Origin of the sequence: Morganella sp. Je.2.23, from assembly GCF_051129855.1 — a bacterium.
Taxonomy (GTDB): Bacteria; Pseudomonadota; Gammaproteobacteria; order Enterobacterales; family Enterobacteriaceae; genus Morganella; species Morganella sibonii.
Genome location: NZ_JBCPSQ010000001.1, coordinates 804,178 through 821,542, shown reverse-complemented (window position 1 = coordinate 821,542; position 17,365 = coordinate 804,178). Strand labels below are relative to the sequence as shown.

Sequence of the window (17,365 nt, the reverse complement as noted above, 5' to 3'; positions counted from 1 at the left end):
TACTCATTCAACTTGTGCCTGAAGCTGCTAATAAGTGCTGGGCACGACAAGCCATAAAAACAAAAAAGCCCACTTTTACATGGGCTTAATTCGTTATTTTTCCAGTCACTGCCAGCGGGTTTTTATTGGGGGATTATTCCCACTCAATCGTCGCCGGTGGCTTGCCGCTGACGTCGTATACGACACGGGAAATGCCGTCGACTTCATTGATGATGCGGTTGGAGACACGGCCTAACAGGTCGTATGGCAGATGTGCCCAGTGTGCGGTCATAAAGTCGATAGTTTCGACTGCGCGCAGTGAGACAACCCAGTCGTATTTACGGCCGTCGCCCATGACACCGACAGAACGTACCGGCAGGAAGACAGTGAATGCCTGGCTGACTTTGTGGTACAGATCCGCTTTGTGCAGCTCTTCGATAAAGATAGCATCGGCGCGGCGCAGGATGTCGCAGTACTCTTTTTTCACTTCGCCCAGCACGCGGACACCCAGGCCCGGGCCCGGGAACGGATGACGGTACAGCATATCGTACGGCAGACCCAGCTGCAGACCGATACGGCGGACTTCGTCTTTAAACAGTTCGCGCAGCGGCTCAACCAGTCCCAGCTCCATATCTTCCGGCAGACCGCCGACGTTATGGTGGGATTTGATTACATGGGCTTTACCGGTTTCAGAGGCGGCAGATTCAATCACATCCGGATAGATAGTGCCCTGCGCCAGCCATTTGACCTGTTTCTGTTTTGATGCTTCTTCGTCAAAAATTTCAATGAATGTATGGCCGATAGCTTTACGTTTGGCTTCCGGGTCCGCAATACCTTTCAGGGCATTCAGGAAACGGTCTTCCGCTTTGGCGTGGATGATATTGAGGTCAAATTTACCTTCGAACATCTCCATAACCTGCTCTGCTTCGTTCAGACGCAGCAAGCCGTTATCCACGAATACACAGGTCAGACGTTTGCCGATGGCGCGGTTTAACAGCATCGCGGTTACAGAGGAATCCACGCCGCCGGAAAGTGCCAGGATGACGTGGTCGTCACCGATCTGCTCACGCAGACGGATAACGGTGTCTTCGATAATGGCTTCCGGCGTCCACAGTGCTTCACACTGACAGATATCCAGCACGAAACGTTTGAGGATTTCCAGTCCCTGGTGAGTATGAGTGACTTCCGGGTGGAACTGCACGCCGTAGAAACGTTTTTCGTCGTTTGCCATGATTGCGAACGGACAGGTTTCAGTGCTGGCAACAGTCACGAAATCAGACGGGATAGCGGTAACTTTGTCGCCGTGGCTCATCCAGACATCCAGCAGCGGTTTGCCGTTGTCATCCAGCATGTCATGGATGCCACGGAACAGTTCGCAGGTTTCACGGATTTCGACCTGCGCATAACCGAACTCGCGCTCGTCAGAGGTTTCCACCGCGCCGCCGAGTTGCATAGACATGGTCTGCATGCCGTAGCAGATGCCGAGAACCGGCACACCGGCACGGAAGACATATTCCGGTGCGCGCGGGCTGTTGTGTTCAGTGGTGCTTTCCGGGCCGCCGGAGAGAATAATACCGTTCGGATTGAAATTACGGATCTGTTCTTCAGTGACATCCCATGCCCACAGTTCACAATAAACGCCGATTTCACGGATACGGCGCGCGATCAGCTGAGTGTACTGCGATCCAAAGTCAAGGATAAGAATGCGGTGCTGATGAATATTCGTTGTCATTAATGTATGTTCCAAAAGCAAACAATTATAGGCTGGCGGTCCGCAGACCGCCGCATGAATCAGAGACCTGAACGGTAGTTTGGTGCTTCTTTGGTGATCGTCACATCATGAACGTGACTTTCCTGAATCCCGGCACCACTGATACGGACAAACTCTGCTTTAGTATTCAGTTCGTGAATAGTTGCACAACCGGTCAGTCCCATGCAAGAGCGCAGGCCGCCCATTTGCTGGTGAACGATAGTTTTCAGCACACCTTTGTAAGCCACACGGCCTTCGATACCTTCCGGCACCAGTTTGTCAGCAGCGTTATCGGTCTGGAAGTAACGGTCTGAAGACCCTTTGGACATCGCACCGAGTGAGCCCATACCACGGTAAGATTTGTAAGCGCGGCCCTGGTAGAGTTCCACTTCTCCCGGAGATTCCTCGGTACCGGCAAACATCGAACCGACCATCACACATGCCGCACCGGCAGCCAGCGCTTTCGCGATATCACCGGAGAAACGGATACCGCCGTCAGCGATAACAGGGATGCCGGTACCTTCCAGTGCTTCAACCGCATCAGAAATCGCGGTTAACTGAGGTACACCCACGCCGGTCACGATACGGGTGGTACAGATAGAACCCGGGCCGATACCCACTTTCACCGCGCTGACACCAGCGGCCGCCAGGGCTTTCGCACCTTCGGCTGTGGCGACGTTACCGCCGATGATTTCGAGATCAGGGTATTTTTCACGGGTTTCACGGATGCGCTGTAACACGCCTTCAGAATGACCGTGAGAGGAGTCGATTAACAGAACGTCCACACCGGCAGCCACCAGCGCATCAACACGCTCTTCGTTACCGGCACCGGCACCGACAGCCGCACCGACACGCAGGCGGCCGTGCTCATCTTTACAGGCGTTTGGTTTACGCTCTGCTTTCTGGAAGTCTTTGACGGTGATCATACCGAGCAGATGGAATGCATCATCCACCACCAGCGCTTTTTCCACGCGGCGTTCATGCATTTTCTTCAAAACCACTTCACGGGCTTCGCCTTCGCGGATAGTTACCAGACGCTCTTTCGGCGTCATAACAGCAGTAACCGGCTGATCCAGGTCAGTCACGAAACGCACATCACGGCCGGTGATGATACCGACTAATTCATTATCGGTAGTGACTACCGGATAACCGGCGAAACCGTTCTGTTCGGTCAGAACCTGAACTTCACGCAGTGTGGTGCACGGGGTAACAGTCTGCGGATCAGAAACCACGCCGCTTTCGTGTTTTTTCACACGGCGGACTTCATCGGCCTGACGCTCGATGGACATATTTTTGTGGATAAAGCCGATACCGCCTTCCTGGGCAAGGGCAATCGCCAGACGCGCTTCCGTTACAGTATCCATCGCCGCCGAGATCATCGGGACGTTCAGACGGATCTTCGCAGTGAGTTGTGTCGATAAATCGGCAGTGTTAGGCAGAACTGTGGAGTGTGCAGGAACTAAGAGGACATCATCAAAGGTTAAAGCTTCTTTTTTAATACGTAACATGTGCAATATCTCACCAGGCAGCAGGATTGAAAGAAGATAAAATATTGCCGCGGCATTATACAGGTGGTAATCGGTTGCGCCTAGCCTTTTTTTTAAAAATTCGTTGATAATCTGTCAGAAGGCGGTAGTATCGGACAATTAAGTCCTTGTTTTATTATTTGATCTGGCTCACATGTTGCTACCTGAAAATACCGCAATTTTTACTGTTACCCGGTTAAATACGACAGTCCGGCAGTTACTCGAGCTGGAAATGGGCCGGATTTGGATCAGCGCGGAGATCTCCAACTTCTCACGCCCGTCTTCCGGTCACTGGTATTTTACCCTGAAAGATGAAAAATCCCAGGTGCGGGCAGCGATGTTCCGCGGCAATAACAGCCGTGTGACATTTGTACCGCAGAACGGGCAGCAGGTGCTGGTGCGCGCCGCGATCACCCTGTATGAGCCGCGCGGGGATTATCAGCTGATTATTGAATCCATGCAGCCCGCCGGTGAAGGTTTGCTTCAGCAGCAGTTTGAACTGCTGAAAGAGAAGCTGAAAGCCGAAGGACTGTTTGATACCCGTCTGAAAAAACCGCTGCCGGTACCTGCCACCTGCGTGGGGGTGGTGACATCCGCTACCGGTGCCGCCCTGCACGATATTCTGAATATTCTGCGCCGCCGTGATCCGTCGCTGCCGGTTATTATTTATCCCGCACAGGTTCAGGGAGCCGATGCACCGGCACAAATTGTCCGTGCTATCGAAACCGCCAACCGCCGTGATGAGTGTGATGTGCTGATTGTCGGGCGCGGCGGCGGTTCACTGGAAGATTTGTGGAGTTTCAATGATGAGCGGGTGGCTCGGGCGATTTTTGCCAGCCGTCTGCCGGTGATCAGTGCCGTCGGCCATGAAACGGATATCACTATCGCCGATTTTGTCGCGGATTTGCGGGCACCGACCCCCTCCGCAGCCGCCGAACTGGTCAGCCTTGATCTGACTGAACGCCTGCGGCAGATCCAGTCTGTTCAGCAGCGTCTGGAAATGGCGATGGACTATTTTATTGCCAGAAAACAGCGATTGTTCAGCCAGTTACATCACCGTTTACAGCAACAGCATCCGCAATTGCGTCTGGCACGGCAGCAACAGCTGATTCAGCGACTCGAACAACGGCTGATTCAGGCCGGACAGCATATGCTGACACAAAAATCCCGTCAGCTGACACAAGCTGAACAGCGTCTGATGCGCCGTGACCCGCGTCCGCAGTTACAACAGCAGCAGCGCCATGTTCAGCAGTTGCAGTTCCGTCTCTCCTCCGCTATGCGGGAACAACTCAGTCAGCAGCGTGAGCGTTTCGGGCGTCTCTGTTCAACGCTCGAAGGTGTCAGCCCGCTGGCAACACTCAGCCGCGGGTTCAGTATCAGCCAGACAGACAGCGGTGAGGTGCTGAACAAAACCCGTCAGGTGAAAGTCGGGCAGAAAATCACCACCCTGTTACAGGATGGCAGTGTGGAGAGTGAAATTATCGCCGTACACAAAAAAGCGGCTGCCCGTAAACGAAAAGCCGCTGAGTAATATACGGTTTTACCGGTGACACTGTCACACATTAAGTGACGGTGTCACGGAACCCGCTGTTCATCCACCATCAGCAGGAACACATAACCGAGTGCCACATCCCACAAATAGTTAAATCGTCCCGATTTACCGCCGTGCCCTGCTTCCATATCGGTATAGAGCAGCAGCAGATTATCATCCGTTTTCATCTCCCGCAGTTTTGCCACCCATTTTGCCGGCTCCCAGTATTGTACCTGTGAATCGTGCAGACCGCTGGTTACCAGCATATTCGGGTAAGCTTTCGCCTCAATGTTGTCATAAGGGCTGTAGGCGCGGATGTCGCGGTAAGCTGATTCATTTTCCGGATTGCCCCACTCGTCATACTCACCGGTGGTCAGCGGAATGGACGGATCAGACATGGTGGTCAGCGCATCCACAAACGGCACCTGCGTCACAATGCCGCGATACAGCTCCGGAGCCTGATTAATCACCGCTCCCATCAGCAAACCGCCCGCACTGCCGCCGGTTGCGTAGATCCGGTCTTTCGCACCATAACGCCGTGCAATCAGTTCCCGCGTTACATCAACAAAATCATTAAAACTGTTGATTTTATGCTGCATTTTTCCGGCATTGTACCAGCGCTTACCCAGTTCACCGCCGCCGCGGATATGCGCCTGAGCATAAACAAAACCGCGATCAAGCAAACTCAGCCGGTTGGCGTCGAAATCCGGGTCCATACTGGCGCCATACGCGCCGTAGCCTTCAATCAGCAGCGGATTATCTCCCTGTGAATCGTGTCCCTGTGAATCGTGTCCGGGCTGATAGTGATCTTTATGCCAGACCAGTGAAACCGGTACCTGTACGCCGTCACGGGCAGTGATCCAGATCCGTTCACTGTGATAATTCTCCCGCTGAAAACCGTTTACCTGCGTCTGTTTCAGTAACGTACGTTCTCCGCTGGCCATATTCAGTTCATACACCGACGCCGGTGTGGTCATCGAGGTATAGCCGTAGCGCAGCAACTGACTGTCCGGCTCCGGATTCAGTCCGAGCCATGCGCAATAAGCACCGTCATCAAATGCGACTTGTGTTTCTTTCCCGCTCTGCCGGTGAATAATACGGATTTTCGGCAGCGCGGCGTGCCGTTCCTGTAATACCAGCCAGTCACGAAACAGTGTGAAATCCTCCAGATCGGTATCCGGTTGCGGTGCAATCAGCGTTTGCCACGGATGCTCCGGGGAATCGGTCTGATAGAGGCCAAACAATTCATTTTCGTGGTCAGAGCGGATATAAAACTGCCCGTCCAGATGATCAATATGGTATTCGCGCCCGTCCTGACGCGGTGAGAAACAAACCGGTGGCTGTAACGGCGCATTGGCATTCACCAGCTGAACCTCAGAGGTGACCGGGCTGTGACAGCCGATAAAAATCCAGTCACGGGAGGATGACAGGGATAACCCGGTATAAAAACGATCATCTTCCTCGCGGTACACCAGTTCATCCTGTGTGGTATCGGTACCGAAACGGTGGCGATATACCTCGAACGGCAGCAATGTCTGCGGATCCTGGCGTACATAGAACAACACCGAACCGTCGGCTGACCACACCAGATCGTCAGCCACGTCTGTCAGCACCGATTCCTGCCAGTCATTATCAGTCAGATCACGATAAGCAACCTGATATTCACGGCGGCCGACTTTATCCTCGGCAATCGCGATACGGCGGTTATCCGCACTGACGGCCAGCGAAACCAGCTCGTAATACGCCAGCCCCTCTGCCCGCACATTGCCGTCCGCCAGCAGTTCCCACTCGTCACCGGTTATTTTGCGCCGCTCATACAGCGGATACTCTTTACCTGCCTCAAAACGGGTGCGATACACATAACCGTTATAACGGTACGGCGCGGATTCATCGGCCTGCGGCATACGGGCAACCATCTCCTCATACAGCGCCTCTCGCAGCGGTTCAGCGGCCTTCAGTTTCTGTTGTGTATAGCGGTTTTCATCCGTCAGATACTGAATAACCAGCGGATCACTGCGGGTATCATCCCGCAGCCAGTAGTAATTATCCGTCCGGGTTTCACCGTGTGCGGTGAACTGTACCGGACGTTTAAGGGCCTGCGGGATAGTCATACCTGCTCCTGATCTGTTTTTTTGTTGTGATGTCATAAAAATTTACTAAATTCTGCCCTTTGTTCCGCGATTCCGCACTATGATAGTAACGTTTTCATTTGTTTTAATTCTTTATTCATCACCGGGTTTTCACCGGTTCAGGAGGTTACAATGAAACAATACCGCGTTGCTGTTGTTGTCGGTTCTCTGCGTGAGCAAAGTTACAACCGTCAGCTGGCGCATGCTCTGGTCTCCCTTTTCCCCGCACACATTCAGTGTGAATTTGTCAGTATCGGTTCACTGCCGCTCTATAATCAGGACTGTGATGCACAGCCGCCTGCTGAAGTACTGGCATTCAAACAGCAGATTTCACAGGCTGACGGTGTGATTTTTGTCACGCCGGAGTATAACCGCTCTGTCCCCGGTGTGCTGAAAAACGCACTGGATCAGGGCTCCCGTCCGTGGGGACAGAACAGCTGGGACAGTAAACCCGCTGCTGTGATCGGCACCTCTGCCGGGGCAATGGGTACGGCGATGGCACAGCAGCACCTGCGCAATGTGCTGGCATTTCTGAATATGCCGACTCTCAACCAGCCGGAAATGTACCTGCAATGGTATGACGGCATGGTCAGCGCAGACGGCACATTCAGCGAAAAAACCGGTGCTTTTGTGCAGAAATGGGCCGATGCCTATGTCCGCTTCCTGGAAGCGCACAGCTGATAATCCGGCCGGGCAGACTCAGCGGAATGTCAGTTGCTGCCCGGTATTAAAATCATCCGCATTCAGGGCATGACGCCCTCTGTCTCCGGTACAGTGACAGCCGTACACCCGGGTTTCCGGGCCAAGTGCCTCTGCGGCACGGCGTAACGCGGCCGGTGTTGCCCGGCGCAGATGCAGTCCGCCGACCACCGCCTGTACCGGTGCATTATCCGTCAAAGCCCGCGCATGCTGTATTACCGACTCAATCCCGGAATGGCTGCATCCGGTGATGATCACAATCCCCGCCTCCCCGTGCCAGATCAGAAAACTGTCATCCCGGACATAATCCGCCTCCCCGCTTCTGAGCAAAACCCCGTAACGGCGCACCACGGCCCGCCGGGTGATTTCTCCGGCAAACAAAAAACGGGATGAAATCGCGTACGGCTTTTCGGTCAGCACAAACTGATAGTCACGGCGCAGTGTGTCCTCACAGAACAAGGGGGATAACCGTTTGAATTTCAGCGGGTAACTGCCCAGCCACAGCGCGGCACGGCGCGGCTCAAAAATGTGCGGATGCGCAATCACTGTCAGCGGGGACGGCAGTTTATGCCGTTCAGTGCGGGTTAATCCGCCGAAATGGTCATAATGACCGTGCGACAGTACCACCGCATCAATTTCTGACAGTGAAATCTCCAGCGCCTGTGCATTACGGATATAGGTATCGTCTGCGCCCGTATCAAACAGCAGCGAGGTATCGCCGTCCTCCAGCAGCAGGCTCAGACCGGCGTGAGATTCCAGTTTCGGGTCAGAATTAGTATTTTCCAGCAGTGCAGTGATACGTAACATGGATAATAATCCCTGAAAGATAAATATGTTCTGCCGTTATATATAACACAGTGTTTTCCGCTATAACGCATCTGTATTGTACCGCAGAGCGCAGATTATGATTTAATTCAGGTAATGTTAATAAATCAGCATGACCCGGCTGTAAAATTGTTAAATAATAGCCGGCCGATACCGACTTTCAGGAGTTCCGCATGGGAATTATTACCGCTTTTGCGAAAAGCACCGATAACAGTCAGCTTTTACGCCTTTTGCATCAGCAAATAGAAAAACAGGATGTACCGGTAGCCTGTCGTGATGATCTGGATGATCAGCTCACGGATATCGCCGCCTATATGCATGATGAACATTATCCCGCCCTGGCGGTTCGCCGGAAAAAAGTCAATATACTGACCGGGATACTCGCCCTGCCGGTATTACTCTTCTCTCTGCTGCTGTTTTCACAGAAGATTATTGATACCCTGTCACTGAATATCGATATCAGCTATCTTTCACTGACCCTGCTGGACTATAGCCTGACTTACATTTGGGCTGTATTTATTTATGCGGCGGTGTTGTTCGGGACTATTTTTTATTTTTATTTCCTGCAAAAACAGGCAGAAAAATATGCCGGCCATCTGATTGATGACTTTATCAGCCGGATATCTCGGTAACCGGAACGGATTAAGATCAGATTAAGCCCCGTTGTCACATTAATTTGCCTGCGTTGTCACAGTAAACGTCAATGCTATACTGAAATCCGCTTTTACAGAGCGAATTTACAGAGAGAGAGAAAAAAACGTGCAAATTCTATTAGTCGAAGACGATTTACAATTAGGCAAAGCATTGTGCCGGGGTCTGGAACTGGCCGGTTTCCGGGTGTGCTGGCTGCGTCTGCTGGCCGACGCCCGCAGGCGGCTGACAGAACAGCACTTTGATCTGATGCTGCTGGACCTCGGGTTGCCTGACGGCGACGGTTTTGACTCTCTGGTTGAATGGCGTAATAACGGGGAACAAATTCCGATTATTATTATGACTGCCCGCAACCAGCGTGATCATCTGGTGAATTCCCTTGATTCGGGAGCGGATGATTTTATTTCCAAACCCGTTGAACTGCCGGAATTAATTTCACGGGTTAAAGCGGTTTCCCGCCGTATTGCCGGTTTTTCCTCACAATTATGGAAAGTGGATAATATTACTCTTAACCCGATGAACCATCAGGTAACGCTGAACGATGAATTATTATTGCTCTCCGGTAAAGAATATCAGTTACTGTACGAGTTAATGCGTAATACCGGCAATGTGGTACGCAAACCGGAGCTGGAACAGCGTTTATTCGGGCTGGACGATAAAATCGAAAGTAACTCCCTGGAAGTGCATATCCATAATCTGCGCCGTAAAATCGGCAAAGAAAAAGTGATTACTGTCCGCGGAATTGGCTATCTGCTGAAAAAGGACAGCGAATAAGTGAGAATCCGCTCATTCTTTGTTTATACCGTTCTCCTCCAGACGTTCTCAATGCTCCTGCTGTGGGGCGTCTGGATTGCCTGGCTGAAATACGCTTACCTGCCGGATTTAAGTGAAGATTTTAACGCTCAGCAAATGGTTATTGCCCGGGGGATGTCCGATACCCTGCGGGAAACCCCCACAGATTCCGCCACCTTTCCGCAAATCACCCGGGCACTGGAGAGCATGTACGCCAATGCGATGAAAAGCGGGCTGGAAGAGGAAAATTATGATCCGCTGGTCGCCATTCTGCACAGCACAACGGGTGAAGTCCTGTACAGCAATAAACCGGATGTCCATATTCCGCTGAAACCGGACGGAATCGAGCGTTTCTCTGAGGACGGTGAAACCTGGTATCTTGCTTATAATACCGACCCGGATATGCAGCGCACCGCGGTGATCGGCGAATCCGGTACCGACCGTCATATGCTGATCGGCGACCCGGCAACCGGTACCGCCGTTCCGCTGCTGTTTATTCTCGGTACTATGCTGTCATCCACTATTATCACCACCTATCTCAGTCTGCGCCCGCTGCGTGAAACCACCCGCAGTATCGCCACCCGCAATCCGGGCAATCTGACACCAATCAGTATGAAGTATCAGTACAATGAAATGCGTCCGGTACTGCATGCCATCAACCAGCTGATGCAACGGGTGGATGCTGCCAATCTGCGGGAAAAACAGTTTATGGCGGATGCCGCTCATGAACTGCGCACGCCGATTGCCGCGGTACTGGCACAAATTCATCTGCTCAAACAGATTGATGACCCGGCGGAACGTAACGAAATTACCGCCGATATGGAAATCAGTCTGGATCGCGCGGTGTCATTATCGCGGCAGCTGATTGATCTGGCCCGGCTGGAAACGGAAGATTATCCGCTGAAAATGGAAAAAATCGACCTGACTCAGGCGCTGAGCCACGCTATTGCGACACTGGTGCCCTATGCCCTGCGCAAAGATATTGAATTTTCCTTCGACGGCCCGGAAAGCTGCATTATTGTCAGCGATAAACAGGCACTGTTCTCCATTATCAACAATATATTAAATAATGCGGTGAAATACTGTCCGCCGGGCAGTCAGGCGGAAGTCTCACTGAACACCGGAACACCGGAGGAAGTACAGATAATCATCCGTGATAACGGTGACGGGATCAGTGAACAGCATCGTCATCGTCTGTTTTCACGTTTTTTCCGTGTCCCCGGCAGCAGTGAAAACGGCAGTGGCCTCGGCCTTGCTATTGCCCAGAATCTGGCGGAAAAGATCGGCGGTTATCTCTCGGTCACCGACGGATTACAACAGCGTGGTATCGGGTTTGTGATCCATATTCCGGCTGAAAACCGTGAAATTCCCGCCGCATCCCATGACAGTTCTGATACATAAGGCTATGCTGAAAACAGTCAGAACAGGAGGGACAGATGAAACAGGCACTGATTATTATCGACCTTATCAATGACATTACCGGTAAACACGGGCTTTCCAATGCCTGTCATGAACAGACAGAAGCCCGTCACCTGATCGCCGCCACGCGGGAAACCGCCCGTCAGGCACGGCTGCGGGCGATCCCCGTAATATGGGTACGGGTCGGGTTTGCGGATGACTGGCATGATATCCCTGCCGGGTCACCGATGTTTCAGCGGGCAAAAGAGATTGGCGCCCTGAAACTGAGCGGCAGCGGTTGTGACTGGGCAGACGGCACGGATGTACAGAAAGAGGATATCTGCTTTGTGAAAAAAGGCGTCAGTGCCTTTGCGGGAAATGATTTACTGATCTGGCTGCGCAAAGCCGGGATTGAGCATCTGGTTCTGGCTGGTGTCAGTACCGTGATGGCGATTCAGAGTACGGCACGTTATGCCCACGACAGCGGGTTTTATGTCTCGGTGGCAGAAGATTTATGTGCCGCCCCGACAGCAGAGCTGCATCAGATAAGCCTGGAGATGCTCCGGCCGATGGCCGCTATCACCACCTCCGCCGCCTGGCTGGCACAATAACTTTTCATTATCCGCGCAGTTTCCCTGCGCGGATCTCCTTGCTTACCACAGCGACAGCAGATAACGCAGCAGCGCGGTCACAATCGCGGCAGCCAGCACTATCACCAGAAACGGCTTTTTATACCATGTCAGCAACCCGGCAACCGCCACCCCGGCCATTTTCGGCCAGTCTGATAATTCCTGCCCGCTGAAAATAGTCATGGTCACTGCCACGGCAAACAGGATGACAATCGCACCCGCTGAGAGCAGATTTTTGACATGTGACGACACCGAGAAACGCCCGCTGAGCAGTGCCCCGGAAGCCCGCATGGCATACGTCCCGACCGCCAGCAGTGCGATCCCCGTCAGAATGGATAATGTATCCGGCATTATGCTCTCCTCAGGCTGACAACCAGCCCCAGCAGTGATAACAGTACCGGGATACCCGGCGGTAAAAACGGTGTGGCGGCCAGTGCAATTACAGCACCCAGCAATGCGGCGCGGCGGGTTTTCGCTTCACGCAGTGCAGGCAGACATAATGCAAGGATAATGGCCGGGAACATCGCATCCAGACCCAGCGCTTTGGTATCCACAATAAACGTGCCGAGAAACTCACCGATAATCGTTCCCAGCGGCCAGCACAGAAAAATTCCCAGTCCGCACAGCCAGAAGGCGGCTTTTTGCTTATCTTTCTGTTTTTCCGCCAGACCGAACACCACACTCTCATCATTGAGAATATGAAAGCCCAGCAGTTTTTTCGGGCCTGTACCGGCGAGATCATGTACCGCCAGACTGAACGGCACGTGACGGGCATTGACCAGCAATCCGGCCAGCGCGGCAGACACCGGACTACCGCCTGCGGCCACCACGCCGATAAACAGAAACTCTGACGCACCCGCCAGCACAACTAGGGACAGTGTCAGCGGTACCCAGAGCGGGAATCCGCTGGCATGTGCCAGCGCACCGTAGGAGACGCCGACAATTAAATCAGCCACGCAGACCAGCAAAATATTGCGGATCATGGCATTATCGAGTGGAATAGCGAATTTCATTGCGATAGACTTATAAATTGAACGATACGTTCATTATGTCGAACGCTTTAAATTACGCAAGTGTTAATTCCGGGTTATTTCCGTTAACCAGCAGAGAGTACATTTTATGGATTCACCTATCACCCCGCCCCTGCAGATTATGGCTGTCAGGCTGACTGAAGAGCGTCAGCGCCAGGGTCGTTCCATCGCCGATGTTGCGCGCAGTGCCGGTATTGCCAAATCCACACTGTCACAACTGGAGTCGGCACAGGGAAATCCGGGAATCGAAACACTGTGGTCACTCTGCGTGGCACTGAATATCCCGTTTGCCAGCCTGTTTGAAACCCCGAAAAGCCGGGTAACCGTGCTGCGGCGCGGGGAAGGCATTCAGGTCAGCGCCGAGAATGCCTATTACCATGCTTTTCTGCTCTCTTCCGCTTCTGCGGTTAACCGGCGTGACCTGTACACCATCACGGCGCAGCCCGGTAAAGATCGTGTTTCCGAGCCGCATATGGCACAGGTTACCGAACATATCCTCCTGATGACCGGCAGTGCTGTCGTTGGTACTCTTGATGAACCCGCCACACTCCTGCCCGGCGACTATATTTCCTACCCCGGCGATGTCCCGCATATTTTCAAAGCACTGGAGCCGGATACCACGGCTGTGATGATTATTGAGCATTGATTTACGCATTTGCTATTCACAAATACTTACTTATCGCAAATAATGTAAAGTGAAGTTTATCATTTCGGGTATATTCCGCATCCGGTATCAGGCTGCTCCGGCACGCACTGATGCCGGTACAACGGGCTTACTAAGGAAAAACCATGCTTGATTTTAACCGTCAGAATTTAACTCATATGACAGCCGGTGCCCTGAAAAAACAGCGGGGCTATTTGTGGATCATCGCCATTCTCCTGCTGGCCGGTGGTGTGGCCTGTCTGATGAATCCGCTGATTTCCGGTGTCACCCTCAGCTATATTATCGGGGGGCTGCTCCTGATAAACGGGCTCTCCATGTTATTTGTGACACTCAGCAGCCGGCTTTACAGCGGCGGCAGTAAGCTGTTTTCCGTTCTGGTTGCGGTTGCCTATCTCCTTCTGGGTTATGTCTTCCTGACCGAACCGCTCACCGGGATGCTCAGCCTCGCGATTCTGCTCGCCATTCTGTTTATTGCGGGCGGGATCCTGCGTCTGGGCTCCGGTCTGCGTCAGATATCGCAGGCGCGCAGCTGGCTGAACATTATTATCGGTCTGCTGGATCTGTTTATCGCCTACCTGCTGGTCGGTAACGGTCCGATTGTATCTGTCTCCCTGATAGCGACTCTGGTCGGTATTGAACTGCTGTTCAGCTCTTTCGGGCTGATCGCCGCGGCTTCCGTCCTTAAAAAGAATAATTAACCGCTTCCGGTGGCGCGGGCAAATCATTTGCCGCGCCATTTTCCCTTTTTTTCATTTTTTCCGCTTTTATCGCAACTTTACATACCCTTTCAATATCCGTACCTGAAAAATGGTACAGTATTCAATATGATCCCATTTTAATATTTTGCTGCTCACTGAGGAGTCTGTAAAAACCACGTCACAGGAGATATTTTTTATGGAGCAACAACTGCGACTATGGCTGCAACAACGATTTGAACTCAGTAATGATTACGCTTCATGGACGGCCATTACCGGCGTAATTGTTCTTATTCTGGCTATCGCTGTTATTCTGCATCTTATCCTGCACAAAGGCCTGCTGCCGTATATTGAACGCCGTACCGGCGGCGCTCAGCGTCCGTGGGGCGCACTCATCACCCGGACCAAGCTGTTTAACCGGTTTGCACTCCTGATTCAGGGTATCGTCTTTAATATCCAGGCGCTGGTCTGGCTGGGACGCGGCTCTGCCGCACAGGAGATCCTCACCACCGGTGCGCAGGCATGGTGCCTGCTGTTCGGCATGCTGCTGCTGTTTTCAGTCATGGATATTCTTCAGAGCCTCTCACGTCATACTCCGTCTCTGAGCCGCCTTCCGCTGCGCGGTGTCATGCAGAGTCTGAAACTGATTGTCGCGGTACTTTTCAGTATTCTGATTATTTCACTGCTGATCGGTAAATCGCCGCTGATTCTGCTGAGCGGACTCGGTGCCATGACCGCGGTTCTGATGCTGGTCTTTAAAGATCCGATTATGGGGCTGGTGGCCGGTATTCAGTTATCGGTCAATGATATGCTCAATGTCGGAGACTGGCTGGAAATGCCGAAATACGGTGCGGATGGTGCGGTAACAGATATCGGGCTGACCACCGTAAAAGTGCAGAACTGGGATAATACGATCACCACAATCCCGACTTACGCCCTGATCTCTGATTCCTTTAAAAACTGGCAGGGAATGACAGCATCCGGCGGACGCCGTATTAAACGCAGTATGAATCTGGATACCACCAGCATCCGCTTTCTGACTGATGAGGAAATCAGTCAGCTGCGGGAATCACACCTGATAGCCGGTTACATTGATGCCAAATTACAGGAAATTTCGGAATACAACGCGCAGGAACCAGCGAATACCCCGCTTAACCAGCGGCGGCTGACCAATATCGGGACATTCCGTGCATATGCGGAGGCGTATATCAAAGCCAATCCGCATATTCACAAGAAAATGACCACCATGGTACGCCAGCTGGCCCCGACACCGGACGGGCTGCCGGTGGAGATCTACGCTTTCACCAATGTGACGGCATGGATAAGCTATGAGCAGATCCAGTCCGATATTTTTGATCATCTGTTCGCGATACTCCCGCAATTCTGGCTGCGGGTGCATCAGACTCCAACGGGCTTTGATATGCGCGGTATCGCCGCCCATTTCGCCCGTGAGTGTGAATCAGAACGCCGAACCGGGCTGTAACAGAAACTCCGCCTCTTCCGGGGTGGAGTTTCGTCCCAGAATCTCATTGCGGTGCGGGTAACGGCCAAAGCGGTCGATGATCGCTTTGTGCCGCCGCTCGTAATCTTCCGTACTCTCATCCAGTCCTTTAAACAGCAGTTCTGCCTGCTGATGGATCAGTGCGGATTCAGAATGCATATACGGCATCAGTACAAATTTACGCTGAACCGGAGGTAATTGCAGGTAATCTGCTGTTTTCACCGCCTCCTGAGCCAGCACCAGTGCCATCGGATCCTGCGCAAAGGACTGTGCATCCCCGCGCCAGAGGTTACGGGAGAACTGGTCCAGTACAATAATTTCCGCCAGACGCCCGCCGATATGCTCCCGCCAGCTGAAACATTCCCCGGCTGCCGCCTGTTCCCATATTTTAAGAAAACGACGACGGATCAGGTCATCAAACTGTGTGTCCTTCTTAAACCACTGCTCCGGTGTTGCTTCATTAAACCAGAAATTCAGTATCTGCTGTGCTTCCATTGTCAGGCTCCTTATCAGTCCGGTATGAGGATCTCTCCCTTTGCCCGGCGGTCATATCACGGTATGCTTGGGGATCATTATTAGTTTAACGCATATATTGTCAATTATTTATCACAGGCTGATCTCCATGGGAAAACTGTCCGCACACACTGCCACCGTTTACGGCATCCTGTCTATTTTGTTCTGGAGCACCATTGTCGGATTAATCAAACGGGTCAGTGAGGATTTCGGACCGGCTTTCGGGGCAGCTCTGATATACACCCTCGGATCCGTCATGTTACTGATGGTGACCGGATTCCCTGCCATCCGCCGCTGGCCGCGCCGGTATCTGATCTGGGGGACCGCGCTGTTTGTCAGCTATGAGGTCTGCTTTATTCTGGCTCTGGGTTTTTCGCAAAACCGCCAGCAGGCGATTGAACTGGGTATGGTGAACTATCTCTGGCCATCCCTGACGGTCGGACTGGCCGTGATCATGGGCGGACAGCGTTTGCGCCTGATGCTGATAGCAGGTCTGGTACTGGCCGTTCTCGGTATCAGCCGGGTGATCGGCGGGGAGGACGGGTTATCATTTTCCTCCATCGCCGCCAACGTCGCCCTTAATCCGCTGAGTTATGGCCTTGCATTTGCCGGCGCGGTGATCTGGGCATTCTACAGTAATTTATCGCGCAGACTGGCTGACGGAAATAACGGAATTACGCTGTTTTTTATCATCACGGCCCTGATGCTGTGGGTGGTGACCGCCGTTGACGGCATAACTCTGCCTGCTGAGTTTTCCGTTTCCACGATAGGTTTCCTGATTGCTGCTGCCGCACTTTCCTGTGCCGCGAATGCCCTCTGGACCATCGCGGTACTGCGCGGGAATGTTGCACTGATAGGTACACTGTCTTATTTTACCCCGGTACTCTCCACCGCGTTCTCCTCATTATTACTCAGTACCGCCCTCTCCTTTGCATTCTGGCAGGGAGTGCTGATGGTCACCGGCGGTTCATTATTATGCTGGCTCGCCACCCGCCGGAAATAACCCGGAAATGAATCCGCGGATTTGCGGCAGAATATGCTAAATTAGCGCC

At 52.7% G+C, this 17,365-nt stretch carries 17 protein-coding genes; 10 read left to right on the top strand and 7 right to left on the bottom strand.

The genetic code is table 11. The features are described 5' to 3' along the window. Window positions 1–133: 133 nt before the first annotated feature. Window positions 134–1,711: a glutamine-hydrolyzing GMP synthase gene (gene guaA, locus AAZR23_RS03945; RefSeq protein ID WP_166707647.1), complete on the bottom strand. Its 1,578-nt coding sequence runs from the start codon at window positions 1,709–1,711 to the stop codon at window positions 134–136. Between the two features lie 59 nt (window positions 1,712–1,770). Further along, entirely contained in the window at window positions 1,771–3,237 is a 1,467-nt protein-coding gene (gene guaB, locus AAZR23_RS03940; protein WP_434690647.1) for an IMP dehydrogenase, read from the bottom strand. A 172-nt stretch (window positions 3,238–3,409) separates the two neighbouring features. Between guaB and xseA the strand changes: the two genes are divergently transcribed. Further along, window positions 3,410–4,786, top strand: a complete 1,377-nt coding sequence (gene xseA, locus AAZR23_RS03935; RefSeq protein ID WP_434690644.1) for an exodeoxyribonuclease VII large subunit — start codon at window positions 3,410–3,412, stop codon at window positions 4,784–4,786. A gap of 44 nt (window positions 4,787–4,830) precedes the next feature. Here the strand turns inward: xseA and AAZR23_RS03930 are convergent, their stop codons facing one another. Then, window positions 4,831–6,897 (bottom strand): S9 family peptidase, encoded by a 2,067-nt coding sequence (locus AAZR23_RS03930; RefSeq protein WP_434690641.1) that lies wholly within the window; start codon window positions 6,895–6,897, stop codon window positions 4,831–4,833. Between the two features lie 150 nt (window positions 6,898–7,047). On the opposite strand from AAZR23_RS03930, the gene AAZR23_RS03925 reads away from it, so the two are divergent. Continuing rightward, a complete protein-coding gene (locus AAZR23_RS03925) occupies window positions 7,048–7,596 on the top strand; it encodes an NADPH-dependent FMN reductase (RefSeq protein WP_218428144.1) in 549 nt (182 codons plus the stop codon). A gap of 18 nt (window positions 7,597–7,614) precedes the next feature. On the opposite strand, the gene AAZR23_RS03920 is transcribed toward AAZR23_RS03925, so the two are convergent. Continuing rightward, the gene (locus tag AAZR23_RS03920; protein ID WP_434690638.1) at window positions 7,615–8,421 is read right to left on the bottom strand and encodes an MBL fold metallo-hydrolase; all 807 of its coding nucleotides are present in this window, start codon (window positions 8,419–8,421) and stop codon (window positions 7,615–7,617) included. 191 nt (window positions 8,422–8,612) lie between these two features. Between AAZR23_RS03920 and AAZR23_RS03915 the strand changes: the two genes are divergently transcribed. From AAZR23_RS03915 to AAZR23_RS03900, 4 genes are all read left to right on the top strand, one after another. Then, window positions 8,613–9,071, top strand: a complete 459-nt coding sequence (locus tag AAZR23_RS03915; RefSeq protein ID WP_166707642.1) for a DUF6097 family protein — start codon at window positions 8,613–8,615, stop codon at window positions 9,069–9,071. Between the two features lie 127 nt (window positions 9,072–9,198). Continuing rightward, window positions 9,199–9,864, top strand: a complete 666-nt coding sequence (locus tag AAZR23_RS03910) for a response regulator (RefSeq protein WP_046892339.1) — start codon at window positions 9,199–9,201, stop codon at window positions 9,862–9,864. Next, window positions 9,865–11,283 carry an ATP-binding protein gene (locus AAZR23_RS03905; protein WP_434690635.1) on the top strand — a complete coding sequence of 473 codons (1,419 nt, stop codon included), beginning with the start codon at window positions 9,865–9,867 and terminating at the stop codon, window positions 11,281–11,283. 35 nt (window positions 11,284–11,318) lie between these two features. Next, a complete protein-coding gene (locus AAZR23_RS03900; protein WP_052926082.1) occupies window positions 11,319–11,891 on the top strand; it encodes a cysteine hydrolase family protein in 573 nt (190 codons plus the stop codon). Between the two features lie 42 nt (window positions 11,892–11,933). On the opposite strand, the gene AAZR23_RS03895 is transcribed toward AAZR23_RS03900, so the two are convergent. Continuing rightward, complete coding sequence (locus AAZR23_RS03895) at window positions 11,934–12,260, bottom strand: AzlD domain-containing protein (protein WP_052926081.1); 327 nt, start codon at window positions 12,258–12,260, stop codon at window positions 11,934–11,936. After that, window positions 12,260–12,922: an AzlC family ABC transporter permease gene (locus AAZR23_RS03890; protein ID WP_166707641.1), complete on the bottom strand. Its 663-nt coding sequence runs from the start codon at window positions 12,920–12,922 to the stop codon at window positions 12,260–12,262. Before AAZR23_RS03890 ends, AAZR23_RS03895 begins: the two co-directional genes overlap by 1 nt. Window positions 12,923–13,028: 106 nt before the next feature. Between AAZR23_RS03890 and AAZR23_RS03885 the strand changes: the two genes are divergently transcribed. The 3 genes from AAZR23_RS03885 to AAZR23_RS03875 all read left to right on the top strand — a co-directional run bounded on the left by AAZR23_RS03885 (window position 13,029) and on the right by AAZR23_RS03875 (window position 15,782). After that, entirely contained in the window at window positions 13,029–13,586 is a 558-nt protein-coding gene (locus AAZR23_RS03885; protein ID WP_015422664.1) for a helix-turn-helix domain-containing protein, read from the top strand. 143 nt (window positions 13,587–13,729) lie between these two features. After that, on the top strand, window positions 13,730–14,302 hold the full coding sequence (locus tag AAZR23_RS03880) for an HdeD family acid-resistance protein (protein WP_434690629.1): 573 nt from the start codon (window positions 13,730–13,732) through the stop codon (window positions 14,300–14,302). 196 nt (window positions 14,303–14,498) lie between these two features. Beyond that, window positions 14,499–15,782, top strand: a complete 1,284-nt coding sequence (locus tag AAZR23_RS03875) for a mechanosensitive ion channel family protein (protein WP_052926079.1) — start codon at window positions 14,499–14,501, stop codon at window positions 15,780–15,782. On the opposite strand, the gene AAZR23_RS03870 is transcribed toward AAZR23_RS03875, so the two are convergent. Beyond that, window positions 15,759–16,295 carry a DUF924 family protein gene (locus tag AAZR23_RS03870; protein WP_434690625.1) on the bottom strand — a complete coding sequence of 179 codons (537 nt, stop codon included), beginning with the start codon at window positions 16,293–16,295 and terminating at the stop codon, window positions 15,759–15,761. The two genes, AAZR23_RS03875 and AAZR23_RS03870, sit on opposite strands and share 24 nt — an antisense overlap. A gap of 127 nt (window positions 16,296–16,422) precedes the next feature. Between AAZR23_RS03870 and yddG the strand changes: the two genes are divergently transcribed. Continuing rightward, entirely contained in the window at window positions 16,423–17,316 is an 894-nt protein-coding gene (yddG, locus tag AAZR23_RS03865) for an aromatic amino acid DMT transporter YddG (RefSeq protein WP_273745853.1), read from the top strand. Window positions 17,317–17,365 lie beyond the last annotated feature (49 nt).

Bases quoted from the DNA above. Each gene is read 5' to 3' on its own strand.
- AAZR23_RS03885 (WP_015422664.1), top strand. From the start codon at position 13,029: ATGGATTCACCTATCACCCCGCCCCTGCAGATTATGGCTGTCAGGCTG.
- AAZR23_RS03890 (WP_166707641.1), bottom strand. From the start codon at position 12,922: ATGAAATTCGCTATTCCACTCGATAATGCCATGATCCGCAATATTTTG.
- guaA (WP_166707647.1), bottom strand. From the start codon at position 1,711: ATGACAACGAATATTCATCAGCACCGCATTCTTATCCTTGACTTTGGA.
- xseA (WP_434690644.1), top strand. From the start codon at position 3,410: ATGTTGCTACCTGAAAATACCGCAATTTTTACTGTTACCCGGTTAAAT.
- AAZR23_RS03925 (WP_218428144.1), top strand. From the start codon at position 7,048: ATGAAACAATACCGCGTTGCTGTTGTTGTCGGTTCTCTGCGTGAGCAA.
- AAZR23_RS03880 (WP_434690629.1), top strand. From the start codon at position 13,730: ATGCTTGATTTTAACCGTCAGAATTTAACTCATATGACAGCCGGTGCC.
- AAZR23_RS03875 (WP_052926079.1), top strand. From the start codon at position 14,499: ATGGAGCAACAACTGCGACTATGGCTGCAACAACGATTTGAACTCAGT.
- AAZR23_RS03895 (WP_052926081.1), bottom strand. From the start codon at position 12,260: ATGCCGGATACATTATCCATTCTGACGGGGATCGCACTGCTGGCGGTC.
- AAZR23_RS03930 (WP_434690641.1), bottom strand. From the start codon at position 6,897: ATGACTATCCCGCAGGCCCTTAAACGTCCGGTACAGTTCACCGCACAC.
- AAZR23_RS03920 (WP_434690638.1), bottom strand. From the start codon at position 8,421: ATGTTACGTATCACTGCACTGCTGGAAAATACTAATTCTGACCCGAAA.
- AAZR23_RS03870 (WP_434690625.1), bottom strand. From the start codon at position 16,295: ATGGAAGCACAGCAGATACTGAATTTCTGGTTTAATGAAGCAACACCG.
- AAZR23_RS03915 (WP_166707642.1), top strand. From the start codon at position 8,613: ATGGGAATTATTACCGCTTTTGCGAAAAGCACCGATAACAGTCAGCTT.
- AAZR23_RS03900 (WP_052926082.1), top strand. From the start codon at position 11,319: ATGAAACAGGCACTGATTATTATCGACCTTATCAATGACATTACCGGT.
- guaB (WP_434690647.1), bottom strand. From the start codon at position 3,237: ATGTTACGTATTAAAAAAGAAGCTTTAACCTTTGATGATGTCCTCTTA.
- yddG (WP_273745853.1), top strand. From the start codon at position 16,423: ATGGGAAAACTGTCCGCACACACTGCCACCGTTTACGGCATCCTGTCT.